We start from the raw sequence: 18,855 nt of genomic DNA, 5'->3' as shown, positions 1-18,855 counted from the left end.
CAACAGAGAAAACAGCAGGAGAGAGACATGAACGCACATACCGGCACGGTCCGCGGCAAAGAGCGCTATCGCTCGGGCGTCATGGAATACAAGCGCATGGGCTATTGGGAGCCTGACTACACGCCAAAGGACACCGACGTCATCGCGCTGTTTCGCGTCACGCCCCAGGAAGGCGTTGACCCGATCGAAGCGTCCGCGGCCGTCGCCGGTGAATCCTCGACCGCGACCTGGACCGTGGTGTGGACCGATCGCCTCACGGCCGCTGAGAAGTATCGCGCGAAATGCTACCGCGTCGATCCGGTGCCGGGCACGCCGGGCTCGTATTTCGCCTACATCGCCTATGACCTCGACCTGTTCGAGCCGGGTTCGATCGCGAACCTCTCGGCCTCGATCATCGGCAACGTGTTCGGCTTCAAGCCGCTCAAGGCGCTGCGTCTGGAAGACATGCGCTTCCCCGTCGCCTATGTGAAGACCTTCCAGGGACCGGCGACCGGCATCGTGGTCGAGCGCGAGCGGCTCGACAAGTTCGGCCGGCCGCTGCTGGGCGCGACGGTGAAGCCGAAGCTCGGGCTTTCGGGCCGCAACTACGGCCGCGTGGTCTACGAGGCGCTGAAGGGCGGTCTCGACTTCACCAAGGACGACGAGAACATCAACTCGCAGCCCTTCATGCACTGGCGCGATCGCTTCCTCTATTGCATGGAGGCCGTGAACCGCGCGCAGGCGGCCTCCGGCGAAGTGAAGGGCACCTACCTGAACATCACCGCGGGCACGATGGAGGACATGTACGAGCGTGCCGAGTTCGCCAAGGAGCTCGGGTCGTGCATCGTCATGATCGACCTCGTGATCGGCTACACCGCGATCCAGTCGATGGCCAAATGGGCGCGGCGCAACGACATGATTTTGCATCTGCATCGCGCCGGTCACTCGACCTATACGCGGCAGAAGAGCCACGGCGTGTCGTTCCGCGTCATCGCCAAGTGGATGCGGCTCGCGGGTGTCGACCACATCCATGCCGGCACGGTGGTCGGCAAGCTGGAAGGCGATCCCAACACCACGCGCGGCTATTACGACGTCTGCCGCGAAGACTTCAACCCGACCAAGCTCGAGCATGGCCTGTTCTTCGACCAGAACTGGGCGAGCCTGAACAAGATGATGCCGGTCGCCTCCGGCGGCATCCATGCCGGCCAGATGCATCAGCTGCTCGATCTGCTCGGCGAAGACGTCGTGCTGCAATTCGGCGGCGGCACCATCGGCCATCCCATGGGCATCGCGGCCGGCGCGATCGCCAACCGCGTGGCGCTGGAGGCTATGATCCTCGCCCGTAACGAGGGGCGCGACTACGTCCACGAGGGCCCGGAGATCCTGGCCAGGGCGGCCGAGACCTGCACGCCGCTGAAGGCGGCGCTCGAGGTCTGGAAGGACGTGACCTTCAACTATCAATCCACCGACACGCCGGACTTCGTGCCGACCGCGCTCGAAACCGTTTGAGGAGACGCAGCATGAAACTCACTCAGGGTTGCTTTTCGTTCCTGCCCGATCTCACTGACGACCAGATCTACAAGCAGGTGCAATATTGTCTTGGAAACGGTTGGGCGGTGAATATCGAGTTCACCGATGATCCCCATCCCCGCAATACCTATTGGGAGATGTGGGGCCTGCCGATGTTCGACCTTCAGGACGCCGCCGGCGTGATGATGGAGCTCGCGGAGTGCCGCAGGGTGTACGGTAACAGCTACATCCGCATCTGCGGCTTCGATTCCAGCCACGGCTGGGAATCGGTGCGGATCTCCTTCCTCGTCAATCGGCCGCCGCATGAGGCGGAGTTCGAGCTGGTGCGGCAGGAAGTCGGTGGCCGCGCGATCCGTTACACCACCGTGCGCCGGCCGGCCGCGCACGCGCCAACTTAAGTCATCCGCTCCGCGCGGAGCTCTCCCTGCTCCGCATCCTTGGCGGACCACTGCTTCGCCGCTCCCCCGCGGCGAAGCTCCTTTCTTCGAGGTACCGATGCTGGATGTTCCCCACGCAACGACGACTGAGCCCGGCGAGACCCAATTCGATCTCCGCAAGGAAGCCGAAGCGGCCGGGATCACCGACACGCTGCAGCAGCTCGAGCGGGAGCTGATCGGATTGAAGCCGGTGAAGAACCGCGTGCGCCAGATCGCCTCGCTGCTGCTGATCGAGCGCATCCGGCAGCGCGCGGGCCTGGCCTCCGCGCCGCCGACGCTGCACATGTCGTTTACCGGCAACCCCGGTACCGGCAAGACGACTGTGGCGCTGCGCATGGCCAAGATCCTGCACGGCCTCGGTTTCGTGCGGCGCGGACAGGTGATCTCGGTGACGCGCGACGATCTCGTCGGCCAGTATATCGGCCACACCGCGCCGAAGACCAAAGAGATATTGAAGAAGGCGATGGGCGGCGTGCTGTTCATCGACGAGGCCTATTATCTGCATCGCCCCGACAACGAGCGCGACTACGGTCAGGAGGCCATCGAGATCCTGCTCCAGGTGATGGAGAACCAGCGCGAGGACCTCGTCGTGATTCTTGCCGGCTATGGCGAGCGCATGACGAGATTCTTCGCCTCCAATCCCGGCTTCCGCTCGCGCATCGCCCACCACATCGAATTTCCGGACTATGCGGAAGACGAGCTGCTGGTCATCGCCGAGCTGATGCTGAAGGAGCGGGGCTATCGCCTCTCGGCGGCGGCACGTGAGGCGTTCGAGAAGTACATCGCACTACGCCGTACGCAGCCGTTCTTCTCCAATGCGCGCTCGATCCGCAACGCCGTCGACCGTATCCGCTTGCGGCAGGCCGATCGGCTGGTGTCCGATCTCGATCGCATGCTCGACGTCGACGACCTCGAAACCATCGACCCCATGGATGTTCTGGCGAGCCGTGTCTTCAGCGGCGGCGCCGACGCGCGGAGTGCAAAGCCATGACCAGAGAGATCATCATCGCTCCCTCGATCCTGGCCGCGGATTTCGCGCGCCTCGGCGAGGAGATCGCGGCAATCGACACGGCCGGCGCCGACTGGATCCATTGCGACGTCATGGACGGCCACTTCGTGCCGAACATCAGTTTCGGCGCCGATGTCATCAAGGCGATCCGGCCGATGACGAAGAAGATCTTTGACGTGCATCTCATGATTGCGCCTGTCGATCCCTATCTCGAGGCGTTCGCGAAGGCGGGGGCCGACGTCATCACGGTTCATGCCGAAGCCGGCCCGCATCTCGACCGTTCGCTTCAAGCCATCCGCGCGCTCGGCAAGAAGGCCGGCGTCAGCCTGTGTCCCGCGACGCCCGAGAGTGCGATCGCCTATGTGCTCGATCGCATCGATCTCGTGCTGGTGATGACGGTCAATCCGGGATTCGGCGGTCAGTCGTTCCTCGAATCCCAGCTTCCGAAAATCGAGCGGATCAAAGCCATGATCGGCGACCGGCCGATCCGGCTCGAGGTCGACGGCGGTGTCACGCGCGACAATGCCGCTGCCGTGGCCGCCGCGGGCGCCGATACGCTGGTGGCGGGTTCCGCGGTGTTTCGCGGCAAGAGCGTTGCGGAGTATGCCGCAAATATCGAGGCCATTCGCGTCGCCGCCGAGACCGGCCGGGTGCCAAAGCTGCGGGATCATGCCGTGCAGCCGATGCGCCTCGGGGAAAGCGCGCGCACCCGGTAGATTACGGACGGCATCACAAGGCTGATTGCGCCAAATTAGCGAAGGCCTCAAGGACCGGATTGTTCCCGGGATCTTACGGAGAATCCAGCGCGACTCGGGCGATAATTTTCATGCCGGGGTAACCAACGGTGTCGAAGTACATGCGCGGTTAACGGCGACGCAATGCGCCGCTCCACAATCTGTGGTTCAAGAGCTGCAGAGAGCGTGGGATGCACATTCAATATCGTCACTGGAATGCTGCCCATGGCTGGCGCGGAGCGGATGCCCTGCGCGAGCCTCCTCAGCTCGTGCTCTATTTCGGCAGCCGCGAGCAACTGGTGGACGGCCAACGCTATCGCGAGCTGCGCGGCCTTTATCCCGACAGCCATATCGTCGGCTGCAGCACCGGTGGACAAATTCATGGCGACGACATCTGCGATGACGAAGTCATCGCTGTCGCCTTGCGTTTCGCCCATACGCAAGTGCGGTTGGTGCAGGAGGTCGTCGAAACCCGCGATGCGTCGCGGGCCTGCGGCGCGCGCCTTGCCCGCCAGGTGCTGGCGGCGGATCTGGCGGGTCTGTTTGTCCTGTCCGACGGATTGGCGGTGAACGGCGGCGAACTGCTTGCCGGAATCACCGAGGTTCTGGGACCGGACTTGCCTGTCACGGGCGGCCTCGCCGGCGACGGCACCCGATTTGAACAGACGCTCGTCGGGGCCGACGCCGAGGCGACGCCGAACCGTGTCGCCGCGATCGCATTCTACGGCGCCTCGTTCCGTTTCGCGCATGGCTGTGCCGGCGGCTGGGATGTGTTCGGCCCGCGCCGCAGGGTGACGAAGTCGGAAGGATCCGTGGTCGTGGAACTCGACGGCGAGCCGCCGCTGGACCTCTACACCCGCTATCTCGGCGAAGAAGAGGCCGAAGCGATGCCGGGTTCGGGTCTGGCATTCCCCTTGGGCATTCACGACGAGGCCGAGCCGGACCGGCAGATCGTACGCTCGGTGTTCGCGGTGGACCGCAATGCCCGCACCCTGACGTTCGCCGCCGACATTCCGGAAGGATGCACCGCGCAATTGATGCGGGCCAATTTCGACAGTCTTGCCGCCGGTGCCGGCGAAGCCGGTCGGCAGGCGCGTAGCGCACTCGCGGAGGGCGTTGACGGCGACAAGCTTGCGATCCTGGTGAGCTGTACTGGCCGCCGCAGGGTGATGGGGCAGCGCACGCAGGACGAGCTGGATGCGGTCGCCACCGAGCTCGGCGAGGACGTCGTCCGGATCGGATTCTACTCCTACGGCGAGATCGCTCCGCCGGCCGGGTCCGGTCGCTGCGAGCTGCACAACCAGACCATGACCGTCACTGTCATCGCGGAGGCGGCGGCTTGACCATGCACCGGCTGCTCGCAAGACAGATTCGTCAGTCGACGGACGAGTCCGGACAGGTCGACCTGACCAAGCTCTGCGAGCTCGTCAGTGCGGCCTACGAGGAGGGCGATCGCGATCGCCGTCGCACCGACCGTGCGATCAAGCTGATGATCGAGGAACTCGAACAGACGCACAAGCGCGCCGAACAGGATCTGCGGCGGGCGCGTGAATTCCTCGACTGTATCATCGAGAACATCCCGATCGCGGTGTTCGCCAAGGATGCGAAGGATTCCCGCTACGTCCTGCTCAACCGCGCCGGCGAAGAGTATTACGGAATGCCGCGCGAGGCGATGCTGGGCAAGACTCCGCAGCAGATCTTCCCGGACCATATTGCCCGCGTCGTGAACGAGCAGGATCGCCGCGTCGTCGACAGCGGCGGGCCGATGATCCTGGAGGGGCATCTGCTCGAAGTCGGCGTGAAGGGCCGCGATCGTCTCGTCAATTCGCGCAAGCTGCTGGTCAGGGATGGCGGCGGTGCGCCGCAATACCTGGTCGGCGTGATCGAGGACGTCACCGAGAGGATCACGAACGAGGCGCGGATCAGCCATCTTGCACATCATGATGCGTTGACCGACCTGCCGAACCGCAGCGCCTTCAACGCCGTGCTCGGCGAACGGTTGGAGCGGGCGCAGGAGGCGGCGACCAGCTTTGCCGTGCTCAGCCTCGATCTCGACCGCTTCAAGGAAGTCAACGACGTGTTCGGCCACCCCGTCGGCGATCTGCTGATGCGGGCGGCGGCGGACCGGCTTGCCGAGGAGGCCGACGGCGCCTTTGTCGCCCGTATCGGCGGCGACGAGTTCATGATCCTGATGCCCGACGACATCAGCCGCGATGACGTTCTGGCGCTCGCCGAACGCCTGGTCGAGACCATCGGCCAGGAGCTGGAGGTCGACGACTATCTCTCCCATGTCGGCCTCAGCGTCGGCATCGCGTTCTATCCGGACGACGGCGTGAATGCCGCCACGCTGCTCGCCAACGCCGACTCGGCGCTCTACCGTGCCAAGCGCGAGGGCAGGGGCCGGGTGCGCTTCTTCGAATCCGAGATGGACCAGGAGCTGCGCGACCGCAGGCTGTTGCAGCACGATCTGCGACAGGCGCTGGAGCAGAACCAGTTCCTGGTCTATTTCCAGCCGCAGGCGCGGGTGGATGGCGAGGTCATCGGCTTCGAGGCTCTGCTGCGCTGGAACCATCCGACGCGCGGCTTCGTGCCGCCGGACCAGTTCATTCCGCTCGCCGAGGAGAACGGGCTGATCGTCCAGATCGGCGAATGGGTCTTGCGCGAAGCGTGCCGTGAGGCGGCATCCTGGCCGCGGCCGCTGCAGGTCGCCGTCAATCTGTCGCCGGTCCAGTTCCAGGCCGGCGATCTCGAACGTTCGATCCACCAGATCCTGCTGGAGACGGGGCTTACGCCGACGCGGCTCGAGGTCGAGATCACAGAGGGCGTGCTGATCGGCGATTTCACCCGCGCACTCAATCTGCTGCGGCGGCTGAAGGCGCTCGGCATCCGCATCGCGATGGACGATTTCGGCACCGGCTATTCCTCGCTGTCCTATCTCCAGTCGTTCCCGTTCGACAAGATCAAGATCGATCGCAGCTTCATCTCCAATCTCGAGGCGACGCCGCAATCGGCCGAGATTGTCCGCGCGGTCCTGAGCCTCGCGCACGCCCTGAACATCCCGGTCATTGCCGAGGGGGTGGAGACGGAAGCGCAGCGTGCCTTCCTGGCGCGGGAGGCCTGCGAGGAGATGCAGGGCTATCTGGTCGGCCGGCCCAACCTGATCGAGCGCTATCTCGACCTGGTCGGCGTGACCGTGGAGCGCCGGCTCTCCGCCTAGCGCTTGGCTCCGGTGGTGGGTTACCGAGTGCCCGTCTCACCGACGTTTGGAACCTCGGCCCGGATACGCGCTTCCCAAGAACGAGCCGAAGCTGGGCGCGCGACCGGCGCAGCAAATCTTTTGCACAACCGCCATCGGCCTGACGCAAATCGGGGCAATAAGCCTTGTGAATGCGAGGGAGGGTCTCATGGAGAACGTACGTCGCTACCGGGCGCTGGCGTCCCTCTGTCGTCAGCAGGCGGCCTACCGGCCGCTTCAGAACTGGGAACTCCTCGGCCAGGCCGAACATTTCGAATATCTCGCCGAGGTCGAGCTCAAGGCGCATTTCGACGCGTGCAATGTGCAACACGACGAGGGCGCCGCAGCGCCCGCGACATGGGAGACCCCGGTCGCGGCGTGACGGCGCCGGGGCCGGCCCGGCTCAATGCGACATCAGCGTCGGCACCGTCATGGCCTGCAGCATGGCGCGGGTGACGCCGCCGAGAACGCGCTCCTGCAACCGCGAATGGCCGTAGCCGCCCATCACCAGGAGATCGAGGCCTTCGTCGGCCGCCAGCGACAGGATGGTCGGCTGGATGTCGGCGCGCGTCGCCGACAGGCCGACCGTGCGGGTCGACAGTCCGCGCCGGCCGAGATGTCTTGCCAGACCGTTCGCTGACGCTTCGTCCGAGACCGCGTCGGCCTCGTTGATGGTGATGATCACGATCTCGTCGGCGCGGGCCAGGAACGGTGCGGCGTCGTGCACGGCGCGGGCTGCGAGGCGGCTGCCGTCCCAGCAGATGCCGATCCGCGCCGCCTTGAACGCTCCATGGAAGGTGTAGGGCAGGAACAGCACCGGGCCGCCCGCCTGAAACAGGATCTCGCGCGGCACGTCGTTGTCGAATGAGCCCTGCGCCGGATCAGGCTGGAGCACGACGCTGAGGTCGTGCAACCGCGCCATCTCGCCGAGCGAGCCGGCTGCATCCACCGGGATCGCGCCGAGCGCGCGGCAGCCGTAGGAGATGCCGGCGTTCGCCGCCTCGATGCCAAACACGGCGAGCGCGGCCTCGGCCCGCTCTACCGCGCGCTCGCGTTCCAGTTCGAACACGGCCGCGACCGCGGCGCCGCCCTCCATCACGTAGGCCGCACTGGTTGCGACATAGCCGATCGCGACTGCGTCGAGATGGGCGTTGAACTGCGCCGCGAGCGAAATCGAGCCTTCGATCGCGCAGCGCATGGGGCGTTCGGTGGGGATGTGGACGAGAATGTCTTTGTACATGGCGCGCCTCCGATGAACATCATCCGGTGGCCGCAGTTTTTCACTGCCCGAAGGACCCGCGTTGAGCTGCATCAAATGCGCAGGGACGATTTTCCCGCGAGGCCCGCGCGCATTCTTTGCCAAGATTTAATCGGATGGACGGGACGTCGTAAGGTGACGATGGCCATGTTGGAGGCAAGGCGACACCTTATCCAACATGGACATTTCGACATGAACGATCGCGTCAATTCCGACACCACGTCCCGCAAGATCCTGAGGCCGCGCCGGCTTGCGCTGCTCGGCACCGTGGCCGCGCTCGGCGTGGCCGTGCTGGCGGCCGCTCCCGGCTCTTCGCCGTTCGGTCCGAGCTCCTTCATTGCCCCGGCCCAGGCCGCCGAATCCGCCGCGACGCCGCCGGGCTTTGGTGACCTCGTCAGCAAGGTCAAACCCGCCGTCATCTCGGTGCGGGTCAAGATCGACCAGGACAACGACAAGAGCGCGATGCTGCAGCAGAACCGGATGGATCTGGACGAGGACACCCCGTTCGACCAGTTCTCGCGGCAGTTCGGCTTCCGTGGCCCAGGCGGCATGAACGGCATGCCGCGCCAGCGCCATCAGATGATCACGGGCGAAGGCTCCGGCTTCTTCATCTCCGCCGACGGCTACGCCGTGACCAACAACCACGTCGTCGACCACGCCGAGTCGGTGCAGGTGACCATGGATGACGGCACGAGCTACACCGCCAAGGTCGTTGGCACCGATCCGAAGACCGATCTCGCGCTCATCAAGGTCGATGGCAAGAAGGACTTTCCGTTCGTCAAATTCTCCGACCAGAAGCCGCGCATCGGCGACTGGGTGGTTGCGGTCGGCAATCCCTTCGGCCTTGGCGGCACCGTGACCGCCGGCATCGTCTCGGCCAGTGGCCGCGACATCGGCAACGGCCCCTATGACGACTTCATCCAGATCGATGCGCCCATCAACAAGGGCAATTCCGGCGGCCCGGCCTTCGACATGAACGGCAACGTGATCGGCGTGAACACTGCGATCTTCTCGCCGTCCGGCGGTTCGGTCGGCATCGGCTTCGACATTCCGGCCTCGACTGCAAAGCTCGTCGTCGCGCAGCTGAAGGACAAGGGCGCGGTGACCCGTGGCTGGCTCGGCGTGCAAGTGCAGCCGGTCACCGCCGAGATTGCCGACAGCCTCGGGCTGAAGGAGGCGCGCGGTGCGATCGTCGACAGTCCGCAGGATGGCAGCCCGGCGGCCAAGGCCGGCATCGAGGCGGGTGACGTCATCACCGCCGTCAACGGCACCGCGATCAAGGACTCCCGCGACCTCGCCCGCACCATCGCCACCCTGGCACCGGGCACGTCCGTGAAGCTCGATGTCTTCCACAAGGGCGACGGCAAAACGGTGACGCTGGCGCTCGGCGAGCTGCCGAACCAGCGGCAGGCCCAGGGAGACGGCAAGGCCGGCGAGGGCAAGGCGCAGCCGAACGCCGACACGCCGCGTCTCGGGCTCGGCCTGGCTCCGGCCGGTGAGGTCCAGGGTGCTGGCCAGAAGGGCGTTGTCGTCACCGAAGTCGATCCGCAAGGGCCGGCGGCGCAGCGCGGCATCCAAACCGGCGACGTCATCCTCAATGTCGGCGGCAAGGCCGTCGCCAATGTCGGCGACGTTCGCTCGGAGTTGGCGCAGGCCAAATCGTCCGGCAAGCGCAGCGTGTTGTTGCAGGTCAGAAGCGCGCAGGCGACCCGCTTCGTCGCGGTACCACTCGCCTGAGGCGAACGTCGATCGGCATAGATCAAGAAAGGCGGCCCTCGAGGCCGCCTTTTTCGTTTGCCTTCAGGACTCCCGGGAGGCGATCGATAACATTCTCGTCAACGGCAGCGACGATGACGCGGTTCGTCCGAAAAAGCCGTGTTCGCTCATCAAAGTTCCGAGTCGTGCAGATCGCCGGCGGCTACGTTGCCGCCGGGACGGGTTGCAAGCGTGGAACTTCGAACTTGCCGCCGCTTTGTGGAACTGGCCGCTGGTTCGCATTTGATCGGTGCCGACATGGATCGATTGAAGCTCTCGCTGAGGAGGGCGCTGCTCGTGGCGCCATTCGTGCTGTCGGCCGGAAACGCTCTCGGGCGGGACGATGGCCGCTACGCGGACTCACCCCTGAAGCCATGGTTCGACAGCCTGCGCAGCCACCTTGGTCCGTGCTGCTCGGATGCGGATGGTTTTGCCGTCGCCGATCCCGACTGGGAGTCGCATAACGGGCATTATCGCGTGCGTCTCGACGGCGAGTGGATCGAGGTGCCGGACGAAGCCGTCATCACCGAGCCGAACCGCGCCGGCCGCACCATGGTGTGGCCGGTCAAGACCGCGTTCGGCGTTTCGATCCGCTGCTTCATGCCGGGCAGCATGATCTGAGAGACAGATCAGCGTCAACGCTTGCTGGATTTGCGCTTCGACGATGTCTTGGTCGTCTTCTTCTTGGTCGTCCTCTTCTTGGACGTCTTCTTGGAGGTCTTCTTGGCAGCCTTCTTGGGGACCTTCTTGCCCTTCTTGCGTGCCTTCGACAGTCCGATCGCGATCGCCTGCTTGCGGCTCTTCACGCGTCCGCCGCGGCCTTTGCGACCGCTCTTTGCGGTGCCCTTCTTGTAGCGGCGCATCTCGCTCTCGACATCGCTGCCGGCGCTGCGTGAGTAGCGGCGCTTCTTTGCCTTGCGTGCCATGCATGTTCTCCCTTGGCCGGGGAGAACCTTTCGACCCGGGCATGGTTCCGAAGGACGCGCACAGCGTTCCAGACGCAGCCTAGAAGGAATTCGCCAGCTCGATCTCGGCTTCCAGCACCTGGATGCGCCGTGCCGCCTCGCTGAAGGACAGATCGCGCGCATATTGCGCGGGCTGATACGCTTCTTCACTCAGCCGTTTCAGCCTGAGCCCCTGCGTCCGGGTCATCTGCTCGGTGAGGAAAACCCTGGCGTCGTATTTGCCCTGAACCTGCATGCCGCTTCTCCGTCCTGAAATCGTGACTTGACTATATGTTCTTATTTTGTTCTAACAAGCCATGGACAACAGAATTAATGAAATTCGACGTAAAATCAGCGCCTTGAGGTTCGAAATGGCCGGCGTCGAGGCCTCCGTGCGCGATCTCATCAACGGCGACCGCGATTGCGTCCAGCAGGCCCTGGCGCAGATGGATTTGCGCCGGAAGGTCAACCTGCTGATCGGCGAATGGAAGGCTGCCGGCGGCGGCGACGTCCTGCCTGACGTTCGCGACCGGGTGCGCCTTCGTCTCGTGAAGACAGAAGGCAATCCCGAGCGCGCGAGCACGCGGCGCTGAAACCTTTTGGGGGGCGCCGTGGAGGAAGACCCGGACACGTACCGGATCTTGAGGTTGCGCGCCGAGATTCTCGAATTGGGCTCTGCCATCCGGCAATTGCAGCGTGCGGGGCTCGATGATGCTGCGGCCCAACTTCTGATCGGACGCAAGCGGGCGCAGCTCGAGCAACTCGTGAAGACGAAGGCCGCGGACCGCGGCCTTAACAGCCCTGACATCCGACGCAGCTAAGCGTGCGCGCAAGCGACACGCTGGAGCTCGTCGCCGGATGCCGAGATGGTCTCGCTGTTGAGGACGGTTCTCGACGAGGTCTGCGCGGATGTTGCTCCGTCCGACACAGCGATGCGGGAGCGCGTTGCCGCCAAGCTGCGCGAAGCCGCGCAAGCAGCACCATGCTCCATCGAAGATTTGAAACGCGCCGGCCGCATTGCGCTGACGCGCGCGCCGACGATGTGGCGCTAAAGCATGGTCCGGAAAAGCACGCAGTGGTTTTCCGGAAGGAAACCCAAGGCGGATGACGACTCATCACAACCGCATCGCGCTTTAAAGGAATTGCCGATCGAGCAAGGCAAAAGGCCCTGCGTCGCCGCGGGGCCTTATGTCATGTCGGCCTGAGCTCACTTGGTGTTGCTCATGCCCTTGCTGCTCTTGTTCGTCATGGTGCCGCCCTGGTCCGAGCCGGGACCAGAACCGCCCTGGCCGGAAGGGTCCGCGCCCTTCGAGGCCTTGGTGTTGGCGCCGGTGGTCTGCGAGGACGACATCGATGATCCGTGCTTCGCCTTGTGCGACTTGGCCTGTGCGGCGAGCGGCGCGGCGGCGAGGCCGGTGGCCAACATTGCGGTGAGAACGAGCTTTGTCGTTGTCATGCGGGGGAACTCCCTGGGTTAAATTGACGCAGGCAGCCAACCGCTATTGGCCGAAGGAGTTCCTGACAAAACGCATCTGCCGCGTCGCACGCAGGCTTCAAGATTTCTTGTCCTCAACGATGATGAACACGGCCCCGGTGAGTGTCGCGCCGATCGCGAACGTCGTCACCAATGTGAGGGCGAAGACGATCGCGGCCTGGCTTCCGCCGTGATCGAGCAGGCTGGCGACGGCGGGATTGGACAGGATCAGCATGAGGCTGAAGGCGAGGCCGAGGGCTGCGCCCATCATCGCATGCGTCATCAGCTTGATGAGGCCGGCGGGAGAGATCACGTCCGAAGACTTTTTTGCACGCATGGGAACTGCATCCCGAACTGGCATGCAAACGCGGGCTATATTCACCGGTTCCAAACGAATGAAGGAATTGTCATCACAGGCTTCATCCGCCGTTCATGGCGGGGCTGCGAGGATGAGCGTCAGAAAAACGGGAACATTCGATATGGGTAAGGTTGTCTTTCTTTACCGCTCGCTGGCCTATCGCAACGCGGCTGCGGACATGCTGCGCAAGGCCCGCAAACTGCCGCGCGGCGCGGAGCGAAGTGCAGCCCGCCGCTACGCGAGGGCGCTACGCGATCTCGCTCAAACGGAAGCCTGGCTCGAAGGACGCCTCGCCGAGGAAGCGCGGCCGCCGCGGCAAACGAGGATGGCGGCGTCGGGCTAGCCTGAGGCGCGTTGTAATTCGGCGGAGCCGGGGGCGTCGAATTTTCCGGGTGCGGTCGTCGCCGTCTTGCGTGTCAGCGGCACCTCGAGGCGACACAACAGTCCTTCGGCTCGCCAATCGAATTGCGCCTGTCCACCGAGCTGGGACTCGACGCTCGCAAGCAGGCTCCGCGTGCCGAAGCCGCGAGATTTCGGGGTCATGACGAGTGGACCGCCGGATTCTTCCCAGCTCAGCGTCAGCAGCTGGTCCTCGACCTGCCAGCCGATCGTGAGCCGTCCCGACCTGGTCGAGAGTGCGCCATACTTGGCCGAGTTGGTGAAGAGCTCGTGCAACGCGAGCGCCAGCGTCTGAGCCGTCGCCGGCAGCAACTGGACCTTCGGACCCGCCAATACGATCTGGCCGCCGAGCGAATAGGGCGCAAGCTCCTCGTCGATCAGCCTGGAGAGCTCGGCGCCCTGCCAGCTCGACAGCGACAGGATGGTGTGCACGCGCGCCAGCGCATTGATGCGTCCCTCGACGGCGCTGACATAGGCCTTGACCTCGTCGGCCCGGGTGAGGCGCACGATCGACTGGGCCAGTGCCAGCGCATTCTTGGCACGATGATCGACTTCCCGCGCCAGCAGGTTCTGCCGTTCCTCGGCTCGCTTGCGTTCGGTGATGTCCACGGTGACACCGCTTACGCGCACGACGCGACCGTTATCGTCGACGGTCGCGGCCGCCGTGCCGACGCACCAGCGCACCTCGCTGTCGGGCCGCACAATGCGGAACTCGGTCTCATAAGCCCGCGTGCCCTTGTTGAATTCGGCGATCGCCTTGCGCAACTGATCGACGTCGTCGGGATGCAACAGCGCCTGAACGTTGGCCGGATTGATCTCGAAGCTCTCCGGGCCGACGCCAAAGATGCGATATTGCCCCTCGTCCCACATCCAGTCGCCGCTGATCCAGTCCCAATCCCAGGAGCCCATCTTGCCGGCGGCGATGGCCATGCTGCGCCGCTGCTCGCTTTCGCGCAGCTTCGCGGTGGAGTTCTCCAGTTCCGCCGTGCGTGCGCGGACCCGATCCTCGAGCTCCTGGTTCAGCCGTTCCAGCTCGCGGGTCTTGCGGTAGAGCTCGGCAAATACCTTGATCTTGGCGCGCAGCACCTCCGGCACGACCGGTACCGGCACATAGTCGACCGCGCCCATCTCGTAGCCGCGCAACCGGTCGATGTCGCTGACTTGGATGGCGGAGATGAAGATCATCGCGGTCTTCTGGAAGCGCGGATGCTCGCGGATCATCGCAGCGAGCTCGAAGCCGTCGAGCTCGGGCATGCAGACGTCGACCAGGATCACCGCGATCTCGTTCTTGAGCAGCACCTCCAGCGCCTCGCGTCCAGACGAAGCAACCACGAGGTTCTCGCCGAGTTCCTTCAGGATCACCTCATAGGCGAGCAGCTTGGCCGGCTGGTCGTCGACGAGGAGGATGTTGACCTTTTCGTGGTCCATTCGCGGATCCAAACTCATCGGTGCAGCCACATGCGGATCGCAAGCAGCAATTGATCGGTGTTGACGGGTTTGGCGAGATAGTCGGACGCGCCGGCCTCCAGGCATTTTTCCCGGTCACCCTTCATCGCCTTGGCGGTCAGCGCGATGATCGGAAGGCGGGCGAAGGCCTGGTTTTCGCGGATGACGCCGATGGTCTGGTAGCCATCCATCTGCGGCATCATGATGTCCATCAGAACGATGGCGATCTCCGGATTGGATTCGACCAGGGTGACGGCTTCTCGGCCGGTCGTGGCCGTCAGCACCTTCATGCCGCGCCGTTCCAGCACGCTCGACAGCGCGAAGATGTTGCGGGCGTCGTCGTCGACAAGCAGTGCGGTCTTGCCGATCAGGTCCTCGTCGGAACTGTTCAGCTTCTCCAGCATGCGCTGCTTCTCGACCGGAAGTTCCGTGATCACGCGGTGCAGGAACAATGCGGTCTCGTCGAGCAGGCGCTCCGGCGATTCCACGCCCTTGACCACGATGCTGCGCGCCATGGTGTGGAGTTCCGCATCCTCCTCCGCCGAAAGCTCGCGGCCGGTGAAGACGACGACCGGAATGTTCGACAGCGCCTCGTCGTTGCGGATCTGGTCCAGCACCTCGAAGCCGCTCATGTCGGGCAGCCTGAGGTCGAGCACCACGCAGTCGCAGGGCGCCTCGCGCAGCGTCGAGAGCGCACCGGCGCCGGTGTCCGTCGTCACGATCTCGATGTCGTCGTGGTGCAGCAGCTCGCGGATCGAGAGCTGCTCGGCCTCGTTGTCCTCGACGATCAGGAGCCGCTTGCGCCGCGGCCGTGCATATTCCTTGATCTGCGTCAGCGCGGCCGAGACGCCCTCGGTCGTCGTCGGCTTGTTGACGAACGAGAACGCGCCACGCGCCAGCGCATGCTGGCGGTCCTCGTCGAGCGTGATGATCTGCACGGGGATGTGGCGGGTCAGCGGATTGTGCTTGAGCTGGCTCAGCACGGTCCAGCCGAGCATATCGGGCAGGAACACGTCGAGCGAGACCGCTCTCGGCTGGTACTGCTTGGCAAGCTCCAGCGCCTCCGCACCGCGAGCGGCGACCAGAACCTTGAATCCCTTGTCGCGCGCGAGGTCGACCAGCACACGCGCGTAATGCGGGTCGTCCTCGACGATCAGGAGGATGCTGTCGCCAGGTTCGAGGTTGAGGCGGTCGTCGGGAAGCTGCTCGATGACGCGCTGCTGTTCCGGCGCGGCGGGCTGCAGCGCCGGCGGCTGATTGTGTTGCTGCGACGCAGGTGCGGCCCGCGGTGCGAGCGTCGGGCCGGAATATTTGAGCGGCAGATAGAGCGTGAACGAGGAGCCCTTGCCCGGGGAGCTGCGCAGATGAATTTCGCCGCCGAGCAGGCTTGCCAGTTCGCGGCTGATCGCAAGCCCAAGGCCGGTGCCGCCATATTTCCGGCTGGTGCCGGCATCGGCCTGCTGGAACGCCTCGAAGATCAGCTTCTGCTTTTCCACGGGAATGCCGATGCCGGTATCGGACACTTCGAGCGCGATCACCGCTGGCGCGGAGTTCAGCACCGGATGATCCGTTCCCCAGCCGCCGACCGCGGCGGTGACATTCAGGCGCACCTCGCCTTCGGCGGTGAACTTGAAGGCGTTGGAGAGCAGGTTCTTCAGGACCTGTTGCAGGCGCTTGGAGTCGGTGACGATGCTGCGTGGGAGGTTCGGATCGACGTCGATCTTGAACGAGAGATTGCGGTTGTCCGCCTCGTGCCGGAACGGCCGTCCGACGGTCTCCAGCAGGTTCGCGGTCAGGATTTCCTCGGCATCGACCGTCACCGTGCCGGATTCGATCTTGGACAGATCCAGGATGTCGCTGATGAGATTGAGCAGGTCGGTGCCGGCGCCGTGGATGGTGCGGGCGAACTCGACCTGCTTGGCCGAGAGGTTGCCGTCCGGATTGTCGGTGAGCTGCTGCCCCAGGATCAGGATCGAGTTCAGCGGCGTGCGCAGCTCGTGGCTCATATTGGCGAGGAATTCGGACTTGTACTTCGAGGTCAGCGCGAGCTCGGTCGCCTTTTCCTCCAGCGCGCGGCGGGCCTGCTCGATCTCCTGGTTCTTGCGCTCGACCTCGACGTTGCGCTCGGCGAGCTGCTGCGCCTTCTGCTCGAGCTGGTCGTTGGTCTGCTGCAATTCGCGCTGCTGGGTCTGGAGCTCGCCGGCAAGCTGCTGCGACTGCTTGAGCAGGCCTTCGGTCTGCATCGTCGCCTCGATCGAATTGAGCACGATGCCGATGGAGTCGGTGAGCTGCTCCAGGAACGTCATCTGCGAGGTCGTGAAGGATACGAGCGAGGCGAGCTCGATCACGGCCTTGACCTGGCCCTCGAACAGCACCGGCAGCACGACGAGGTTCTTCGGCGCGACGCGGAACAGCGCCGAGTTGATCGGCACCACGTCGGACGGAATGTCCGCGACCACGCGCGGCCGCTTGTCGAGCGCGCACTGGCCGATCAGGCCGTCGCCGAACTGCAGCACGCGCTGATACGGATAGATGCCGTCGCTGGCGTAGGAGGCGAGCAGCAGGAGCTGCGGATTGTCCTCGCTCTCGATCTGATAGATCACGCCGGTATGGGCGTTCACCAGCGGCGACAATTCGGTGAGCAGCAGCCGGCCGACGGTGGTGAGGTCGCGCTGGCCCTGGAGCATGTTGGTGAATTTGGCGAGGTTGGTCTTCAGCCAGTCCTGCTCGGTGTTCACGTCCGTCGTGAGACGGAGATTCGTGATCATCGTGTTGATGTTGTCTTTCAGCTCGGCGACTTCGCCGCGGGCATCGACCTGGATCGACCGTGTCAGGTCGCCCTTGGTCACGGCGGTCGCGACTTCGGCGATCGCGCGCACCTGCGAGGTGAGGTTGGCCGCCAGGAGGTTCACGTTGCCGGTGAGGTCCTTCCAGGTGCCGGCCGCGCCCGGCACGTTGGCCTGACCGCCGAGCCGGCCTTCGACGCCGACCTCGCGGGCCACCGACGTCACCTGGTCGGCGAAGGTCGCGAGCGTCTCGGTCATGTTGTTGATGGTGTCGGCGAGCGCAGCGACCTCGCCCTTCGATTTCACGGTGAGGTTCTGCTTGAGGTCGCCATTGGCGACCGCGGTCACCACCTTGACGATGCCGCGCACCTGCTCGGTCAGGTTTGCCGCCATGAAGTTGACGGTATCGGTGAGATCCTTCCAGGTACCGGCGACACCGGGCACTTGCGCCTGGCCGCCGAGCTTGCCCTCGGTGCCGACCTCGCGCGCCACGCGCGTGACTTCGCCGGCGAAGGCGTTGAGCTGGTCCACCATGGTGTTGATGGTGTTCTTGAGCTCGAGGATTTCGCCCTTCACGTCGACGGTAATCTTGCGGGAGAGATCGCCGCGCGCCACGGCGGTGGTCACTTCGGCGATGTTGCGCACCTGGGTGGTGAGGTTCGCGGCCAAGAGGTTGACGTTGTCGGTCAGATCCTTCCAGGTGCCGCCGACGCCGGGCACGACGGCCTGACCGCCGAGGCGGCCTTCGGTGCCGACCTCGCGCGCGACGCGCGTCACTTCGGCGGCGAAGGAGCGCAGCTGCTCGACCATGGTGTTCAAGGTGTCCTTGAGCAACAGGATCTCGCCGCGCACGTCCACCGTGATCTTCTTCGAGAGGTCGCCGCCGGCGATCGCGGTCGCGACCTCGGCGATGTTGCGGACCTGGGCCGTCAGGTTCGAGGCCATGAAGTTGACGTTGTCGGTGAGGTCCTTCCAGGTGCCGGCAACGCCCGGCACCTCGGCCTGGCCGCCGAGCTTGCCTTCGGTGCCGACCTCGCGCGCGACGCGCGTCACTTCGCCCGCAAAGCCGTTGAGCTGGTCCACCATGGTGTTGATGGTGTTCTTGAGCTCGAGGATTTCGCCCTTCACGTCGACGGTGATCTTGCGCGACAAGTCGCCGCGCGCGACGGCGGTGGTCACTTCGGCGATGTTGCGGACCTGGGCGGTGAGGTTGCCCGCCATCGAGTTCACGCTGTCGGTGAGATCCTTCCAGGTGCCGGCGACGCCCGGCACGTTGGCCTGACCGCCGAGGCGGCCTTCGGTACCGACCTCGCGCGCCACACGCGTCACCTCGCCGGCGAAGCGGTTGAGCTGGTCGACCATCGTGTTCAGCGTGTCCTTGAGCTGCAGTATCTCGTCGCCCACTTCCACGGTGATCGTGTGCAACAGGTCGCCGCCCGCGATCGCGGTCGCGACCTCTGCGATGTTGCGGACCTGGTCGGTGAGGTTGCCCGCCATCGAGTTCACGCTGT

At 64.8% G+C, this 18,855-nt stretch carries 20 protein-coding genes; 13 read left to right on the top strand and 7 right to left on the bottom strand.

Features of this window, described 5'->3' with window-relative positions; translation table 11 throughout:
• Window positions 1–27 precede the first annotated feature (27 nt).
• The 7 genes from AABA84_RS24125 (at window position 28) to AABA84_RS24095 (ending at window position 7,306) form a co-directional block, all read left to right on the top strand.
• Window positions 28–1,488: a form I ribulose bisphosphate carboxylase large subunit gene (locus AABA84_RS24125; protein WP_028144065.1), complete on the top strand. Its 1,461-nt coding sequence runs from the start codon at window positions 28–30 to the stop codon at window positions 1,486–1,488.
• Window positions 1,489–1,499: 11 nt separating this feature from the next.
• Entirely contained in the window at window positions 1,500–1,907 is a 408-nt protein-coding gene (locus AABA84_RS24120; RefSeq protein ID WP_212247617.1) for a ribulose bisphosphate carboxylase small subunit, read from the top strand.
• Window positions 1,908–2,004: 97 nt separating this feature from the next.
• Complete coding sequence (gene cbbX / locus AABA84_RS24115; RefSeq protein ID WP_338313431.1) at window positions 2,005–2,937, top strand: CbbX protein; 933 nt, start codon at window positions 2,005–2,007, stop codon at window positions 2,935–2,937.
• Window positions 2,934–3,671, top strand: a complete 738-nt coding sequence (gene rpe, locus AABA84_RS24110; RefSeq protein WP_338313429.1) for a ribulose-phosphate 3-epimerase — start codon at window positions 2,934–2,936, stop codon at window positions 3,669–3,671. Before cbbX ends, rpe begins: the two co-directional genes overlap by 4 nt.
• 287 nt (window positions 3,672–3,958) lie before the next feature.
• The gene (locus AABA84_RS24105) at window positions 3,959–5,032 is read left to right on the top strand and encodes an FIST signal transduction protein (protein WP_338313427.1); all 1,074 of its coding nucleotides are present in this window, start codon (window positions 3,959–3,961) and stop codon (window positions 5,030–5,032) included.
• Window positions 5,033–5,034: 2 nt separating this feature from the next.
• The gene (locus AABA84_RS24100; RefSeq protein WP_338313491.1) at window positions 5,035–6,906 is read left to right on the top strand and encodes a putative bifunctional diguanylate cyclase/phosphodiesterase; all 1,872 of its coding nucleotides are present in this window, start codon (window positions 5,035–5,037) and stop codon (window positions 6,904–6,906) included.
• Window positions 6,907–7,093: 187 nt separating this feature from the next.
• Complete coding sequence (locus tag AABA84_RS24095; protein ID WP_063203548.1) at window positions 7,094–7,306, top strand: hypothetical protein; 213 nt, start codon at window positions 7,094–7,096, stop codon at window positions 7,304–7,306.
• Window positions 7,307–7,327: 21 nt separating this feature from the next.
• Here the strand turns inward: AABA84_RS24095 and AABA84_RS24090 are convergent, their stop codons facing one another.
• Complete coding sequence (locus tag AABA84_RS24090; protein ID WP_212247627.1) at window positions 7,328–8,164, bottom strand: universal stress protein; 837 nt, start codon at window positions 8,162–8,164, stop codon at window positions 7,328–7,330.
• Between the two features lie 210 nt (window positions 8,165–8,374).
• Between AABA84_RS24090 and AABA84_RS24085 the strand changes: the two genes are divergently transcribed.
• Together AABA84_RS24085 and AABA84_RS24080 are read left to right on the top strand one after the other, a co-directional pair.
• Window positions 8,375–9,919, top strand: coding sequence for a Do family serine endopeptidase (locus tag AABA84_RS24085; RefSeq protein WP_338313424.1), 1,545 nt, complete (start codon window positions 8,375–8,377; stop codon window positions 9,917–9,919).
• A 276-nt stretch (window positions 9,920–10,195) separates the two neighbouring features.
• The gene (locus tag AABA84_RS24080) at window positions 10,196–10,558 is read left to right on the top strand and encodes a hypothetical protein (RefSeq protein WP_212247630.1); all 363 of its coding nucleotides are present in this window, start codon (window positions 10,196–10,198) and stop codon (window positions 10,556–10,558) included.
• Window positions 10,559–10,572: 14 nt separating this feature from the next.
• Here AABA84_RS24080 and AABA84_RS24075 read toward each other — a convergent pair whose 3' ends face one another.
• Window positions 10,573–10,863: a DUF6496 domain-containing protein gene (locus tag AABA84_RS24075; protein ID WP_338308474.1), complete on the bottom strand. Its 291-nt coding sequence runs from the start codon at window positions 10,861–10,863 to the stop codon at window positions 10,573–10,575.
• A 79-nt stretch (window positions 10,864–10,942) separates the two neighbouring features.
• Window positions 10,943–11,137 (bottom strand): DUF3072 domain-containing protein, encoded by a 195-nt coding sequence (locus AABA84_RS24070; protein WP_212247632.1) that lies wholly within the window; start codon window positions 11,135–11,137, stop codon window positions 10,943–10,945.
• Window positions 11,138–11,252: 115 nt separating this feature from the next.
• On the opposite strand from AABA84_RS24070, the gene AABA84_RS24065 reads away from it, so the two are divergent.
• The 3 genes from AABA84_RS24065 to AABA84_RS24055 are packed head-to-tail and all read left to right on the top strand — an operon-like array spanning window position 11,253 to window position 11,933.
• Window positions 11,253–11,474 carry a hypothetical protein gene (locus AABA84_RS24065; protein WP_212247633.1) on the top strand — a complete coding sequence of 74 codons (222 nt, stop codon included), beginning with the start codon at window positions 11,253–11,255 and terminating at the stop codon, window positions 11,472–11,474.
• Between the two features lie 18 nt (window positions 11,475–11,492).
• Window positions 11,493–11,702, top strand: coding sequence for a hypothetical protein (locus AABA84_RS24060; RefSeq protein WP_212247634.1), 210 nt, complete (start codon window positions 11,493–11,495; stop codon window positions 11,700–11,702).
• 45 nt (window positions 11,703–11,747) lie between these two features.
• Complete coding sequence (locus tag AABA84_RS24055) at window positions 11,748–11,933, top strand: hypothetical protein (protein ID WP_338313421.1); 186 nt, start codon at window positions 11,748–11,750, stop codon at window positions 11,931–11,933.
• A gap of 155 nt (window positions 11,934–12,088) precedes the next feature.
• On the opposite strand, the gene AABA84_RS24050 is transcribed toward AABA84_RS24055, so the two are convergent.
• Entirely contained in the window at window positions 12,089–12,337 is a 249-nt protein-coding gene (locus tag AABA84_RS24050) for a hypothetical protein (protein ID WP_212247636.1), read from the bottom strand.
• 97 nt (window positions 12,338–12,434) lie between these two features.
• Complete coding sequence (locus tag AABA84_RS24045; protein ID WP_212247637.1) at window positions 12,435–12,692, bottom strand: hypothetical protein; 258 nt, start codon at window positions 12,690–12,692, stop codon at window positions 12,435–12,437.
• A gap of 142 nt (window positions 12,693–12,834) precedes the next feature.
• Here AABA84_RS24045 and AABA84_RS24040 point away from each other — a divergent pair, with 142 nt between their 5' ends.
• Window positions 12,835–13,056 (top strand): hypothetical protein, encoded by a 222-nt coding sequence (locus AABA84_RS24040; protein WP_028144049.1) that lies wholly within the window; start codon window positions 12,835–12,837, stop codon window positions 13,054–13,056.
• Here AABA84_RS24040 and AABA84_RS24035 read toward each other — a convergent pair.
• Both AABA84_RS24035 and AABA84_RS24030 read right to left on the bottom strand, forming a co-directional pair.
• Window positions 13,053–14,540 carry an HWE histidine kinase domain-containing protein gene (locus tag AABA84_RS24035; RefSeq protein ID WP_212247639.1) on the bottom strand — a complete coding sequence of 496 codons (1,488 nt, stop codon included), beginning with the start codon at window positions 14,538–14,540 and terminating at the stop codon, window positions 13,053–13,055. The two genes, AABA84_RS24040 and AABA84_RS24035, sit on opposite strands and share 4 nt — an antisense overlap.
• A 14-nt stretch (window positions 14,541–14,554) precedes the next feature.
• Window positions 14,555–18,855 (bottom strand): response regulator (locus AABA84_RS24030; RefSeq protein ID WP_338313418.1); only part of this gene is annotated, 4,301 nt, incomplete at its 5' end.

It is taken from the genome of Bradyrhizobium sp. TM239, from assembly GCF_036247985.1.
Taxonomy (GTDB): Bacteria; Pseudomonadota; Alphaproteobacteria; order Rhizobiales; family Xanthobacteraceae; genus Bradyrhizobium; species Bradyrhizobium ottawaense.
This window is presented reverse-complemented; position numbering and strand designations above follow the sequence as displayed.

Excerpts from the sequence above, each read along its gene's own strand:
- AABA84_RS24075 (WP_338308474.1), bottom strand. The coding sequence starts at position 10,863 with ATGGCACGCAAGGCAAAGAAGCGCCGCTACTCACGCAGCGCCGGCAGC.
- AABA84_RS24095 (WP_063203548.1), top strand. The coding sequence starts at position 7,094 with ATGGAGAACGTACGTCGCTACCGGGCGCTGGCGTCCCTCTGTCGTCAG.
- AABA84_RS24055 (WP_338313421.1), top strand. The coding sequence starts at position 11,748 with ATGGTCTCGCTGTTGAGGACGGTTCTCGACGAGGTCTGCGCGGATGTT.
- AABA84_RS24085 (WP_338313424.1), top strand. The coding sequence starts at position 8,375 with ATGAACGATCGCGTCAATTCCGACACCACGTCCCGCAAGATCCTGAGG.
- AABA84_RS24090 (WP_212247627.1), bottom strand. The coding sequence starts at position 8,164 with ATGTACAAAGACATTCTCGTCCACATCCCCACCGAACGCCCCATGCGC.
- AABA84_RS24080 (WP_212247630.1), top strand. The coding sequence starts at position 10,196 with ATGGATCGATTGAAGCTCTCGCTGAGGAGGGCGCTGCTCGTGGCGCCA.
- rpe (WP_338313429.1), top strand. The coding sequence starts at position 2,934 with ATGACCAGAGAGATCATCATCGCTCCCTCGATCCTGGCCGCGGATTTC.
- AABA84_RS24035 (WP_212247639.1), bottom strand. The coding sequence starts at position 14,540 with ATGGACCACGAAAAGGTCAACATCCTCCTCGTCGACGACCAGCCGGCC.
- cbbX (WP_338313431.1), top strand. The coding sequence starts at position 2,005 with ATGCTGGATGTTCCCCACGCAACGACGACTGAGCCCGGCGAGACCCAA.
- AABA84_RS24065 (WP_212247633.1), top strand. The coding sequence starts at position 11,253 with ATGGCCGGCGTCGAGGCCTCCGTGCGCGATCTCATCAACGGCGACCGC.
- AABA84_RS24045 (WP_212247637.1), bottom strand. The coding sequence starts at position 12,692 with ATGCGTGCAAAAAAGTCTTCGGACGTGATCTCTCCCGCCGGCCTCATC.
- AABA84_RS24120 (WP_212247617.1), top strand. The coding sequence starts at position 1,500 with ATGAAACTCACTCAGGGTTGCTTTTCGTTCCTGCCCGATCTCACTGAC.
- AABA84_RS24070 (WP_212247632.1), bottom strand. The coding sequence starts at position 11,137 with ATGCAGGTTCAGGGCAAATACGACGCCAGGGTTTTCCTCACCGAGCAG.
- AABA84_RS24125 (WP_028144065.1), top strand. The coding sequence starts at position 28 with ATGAACGCACATACCGGCACGGTCCGCGGCAAAGAGCGCTATCGCTCG.
- AABA84_RS24050 (WP_212247636.1), bottom strand. The coding sequence starts at position 12,337 with ATGACAACGACAAAGCTCGTTCTCACCGCAATGTTGGCCACCGGCCTC.
- AABA84_RS24100 (WP_338313491.1), top strand. The coding sequence starts at position 5,035 with ATGCACCGGCTGCTCGCAAGACAGATTCGTCAGTCGACGGACGAGTCC.
- AABA84_RS24040 (WP_028144049.1), top strand. The coding sequence starts at position 12,835 with ATGGGTAAGGTTGTCTTTCTTTACCGCTCGCTGGCCTATCGCAACGCG.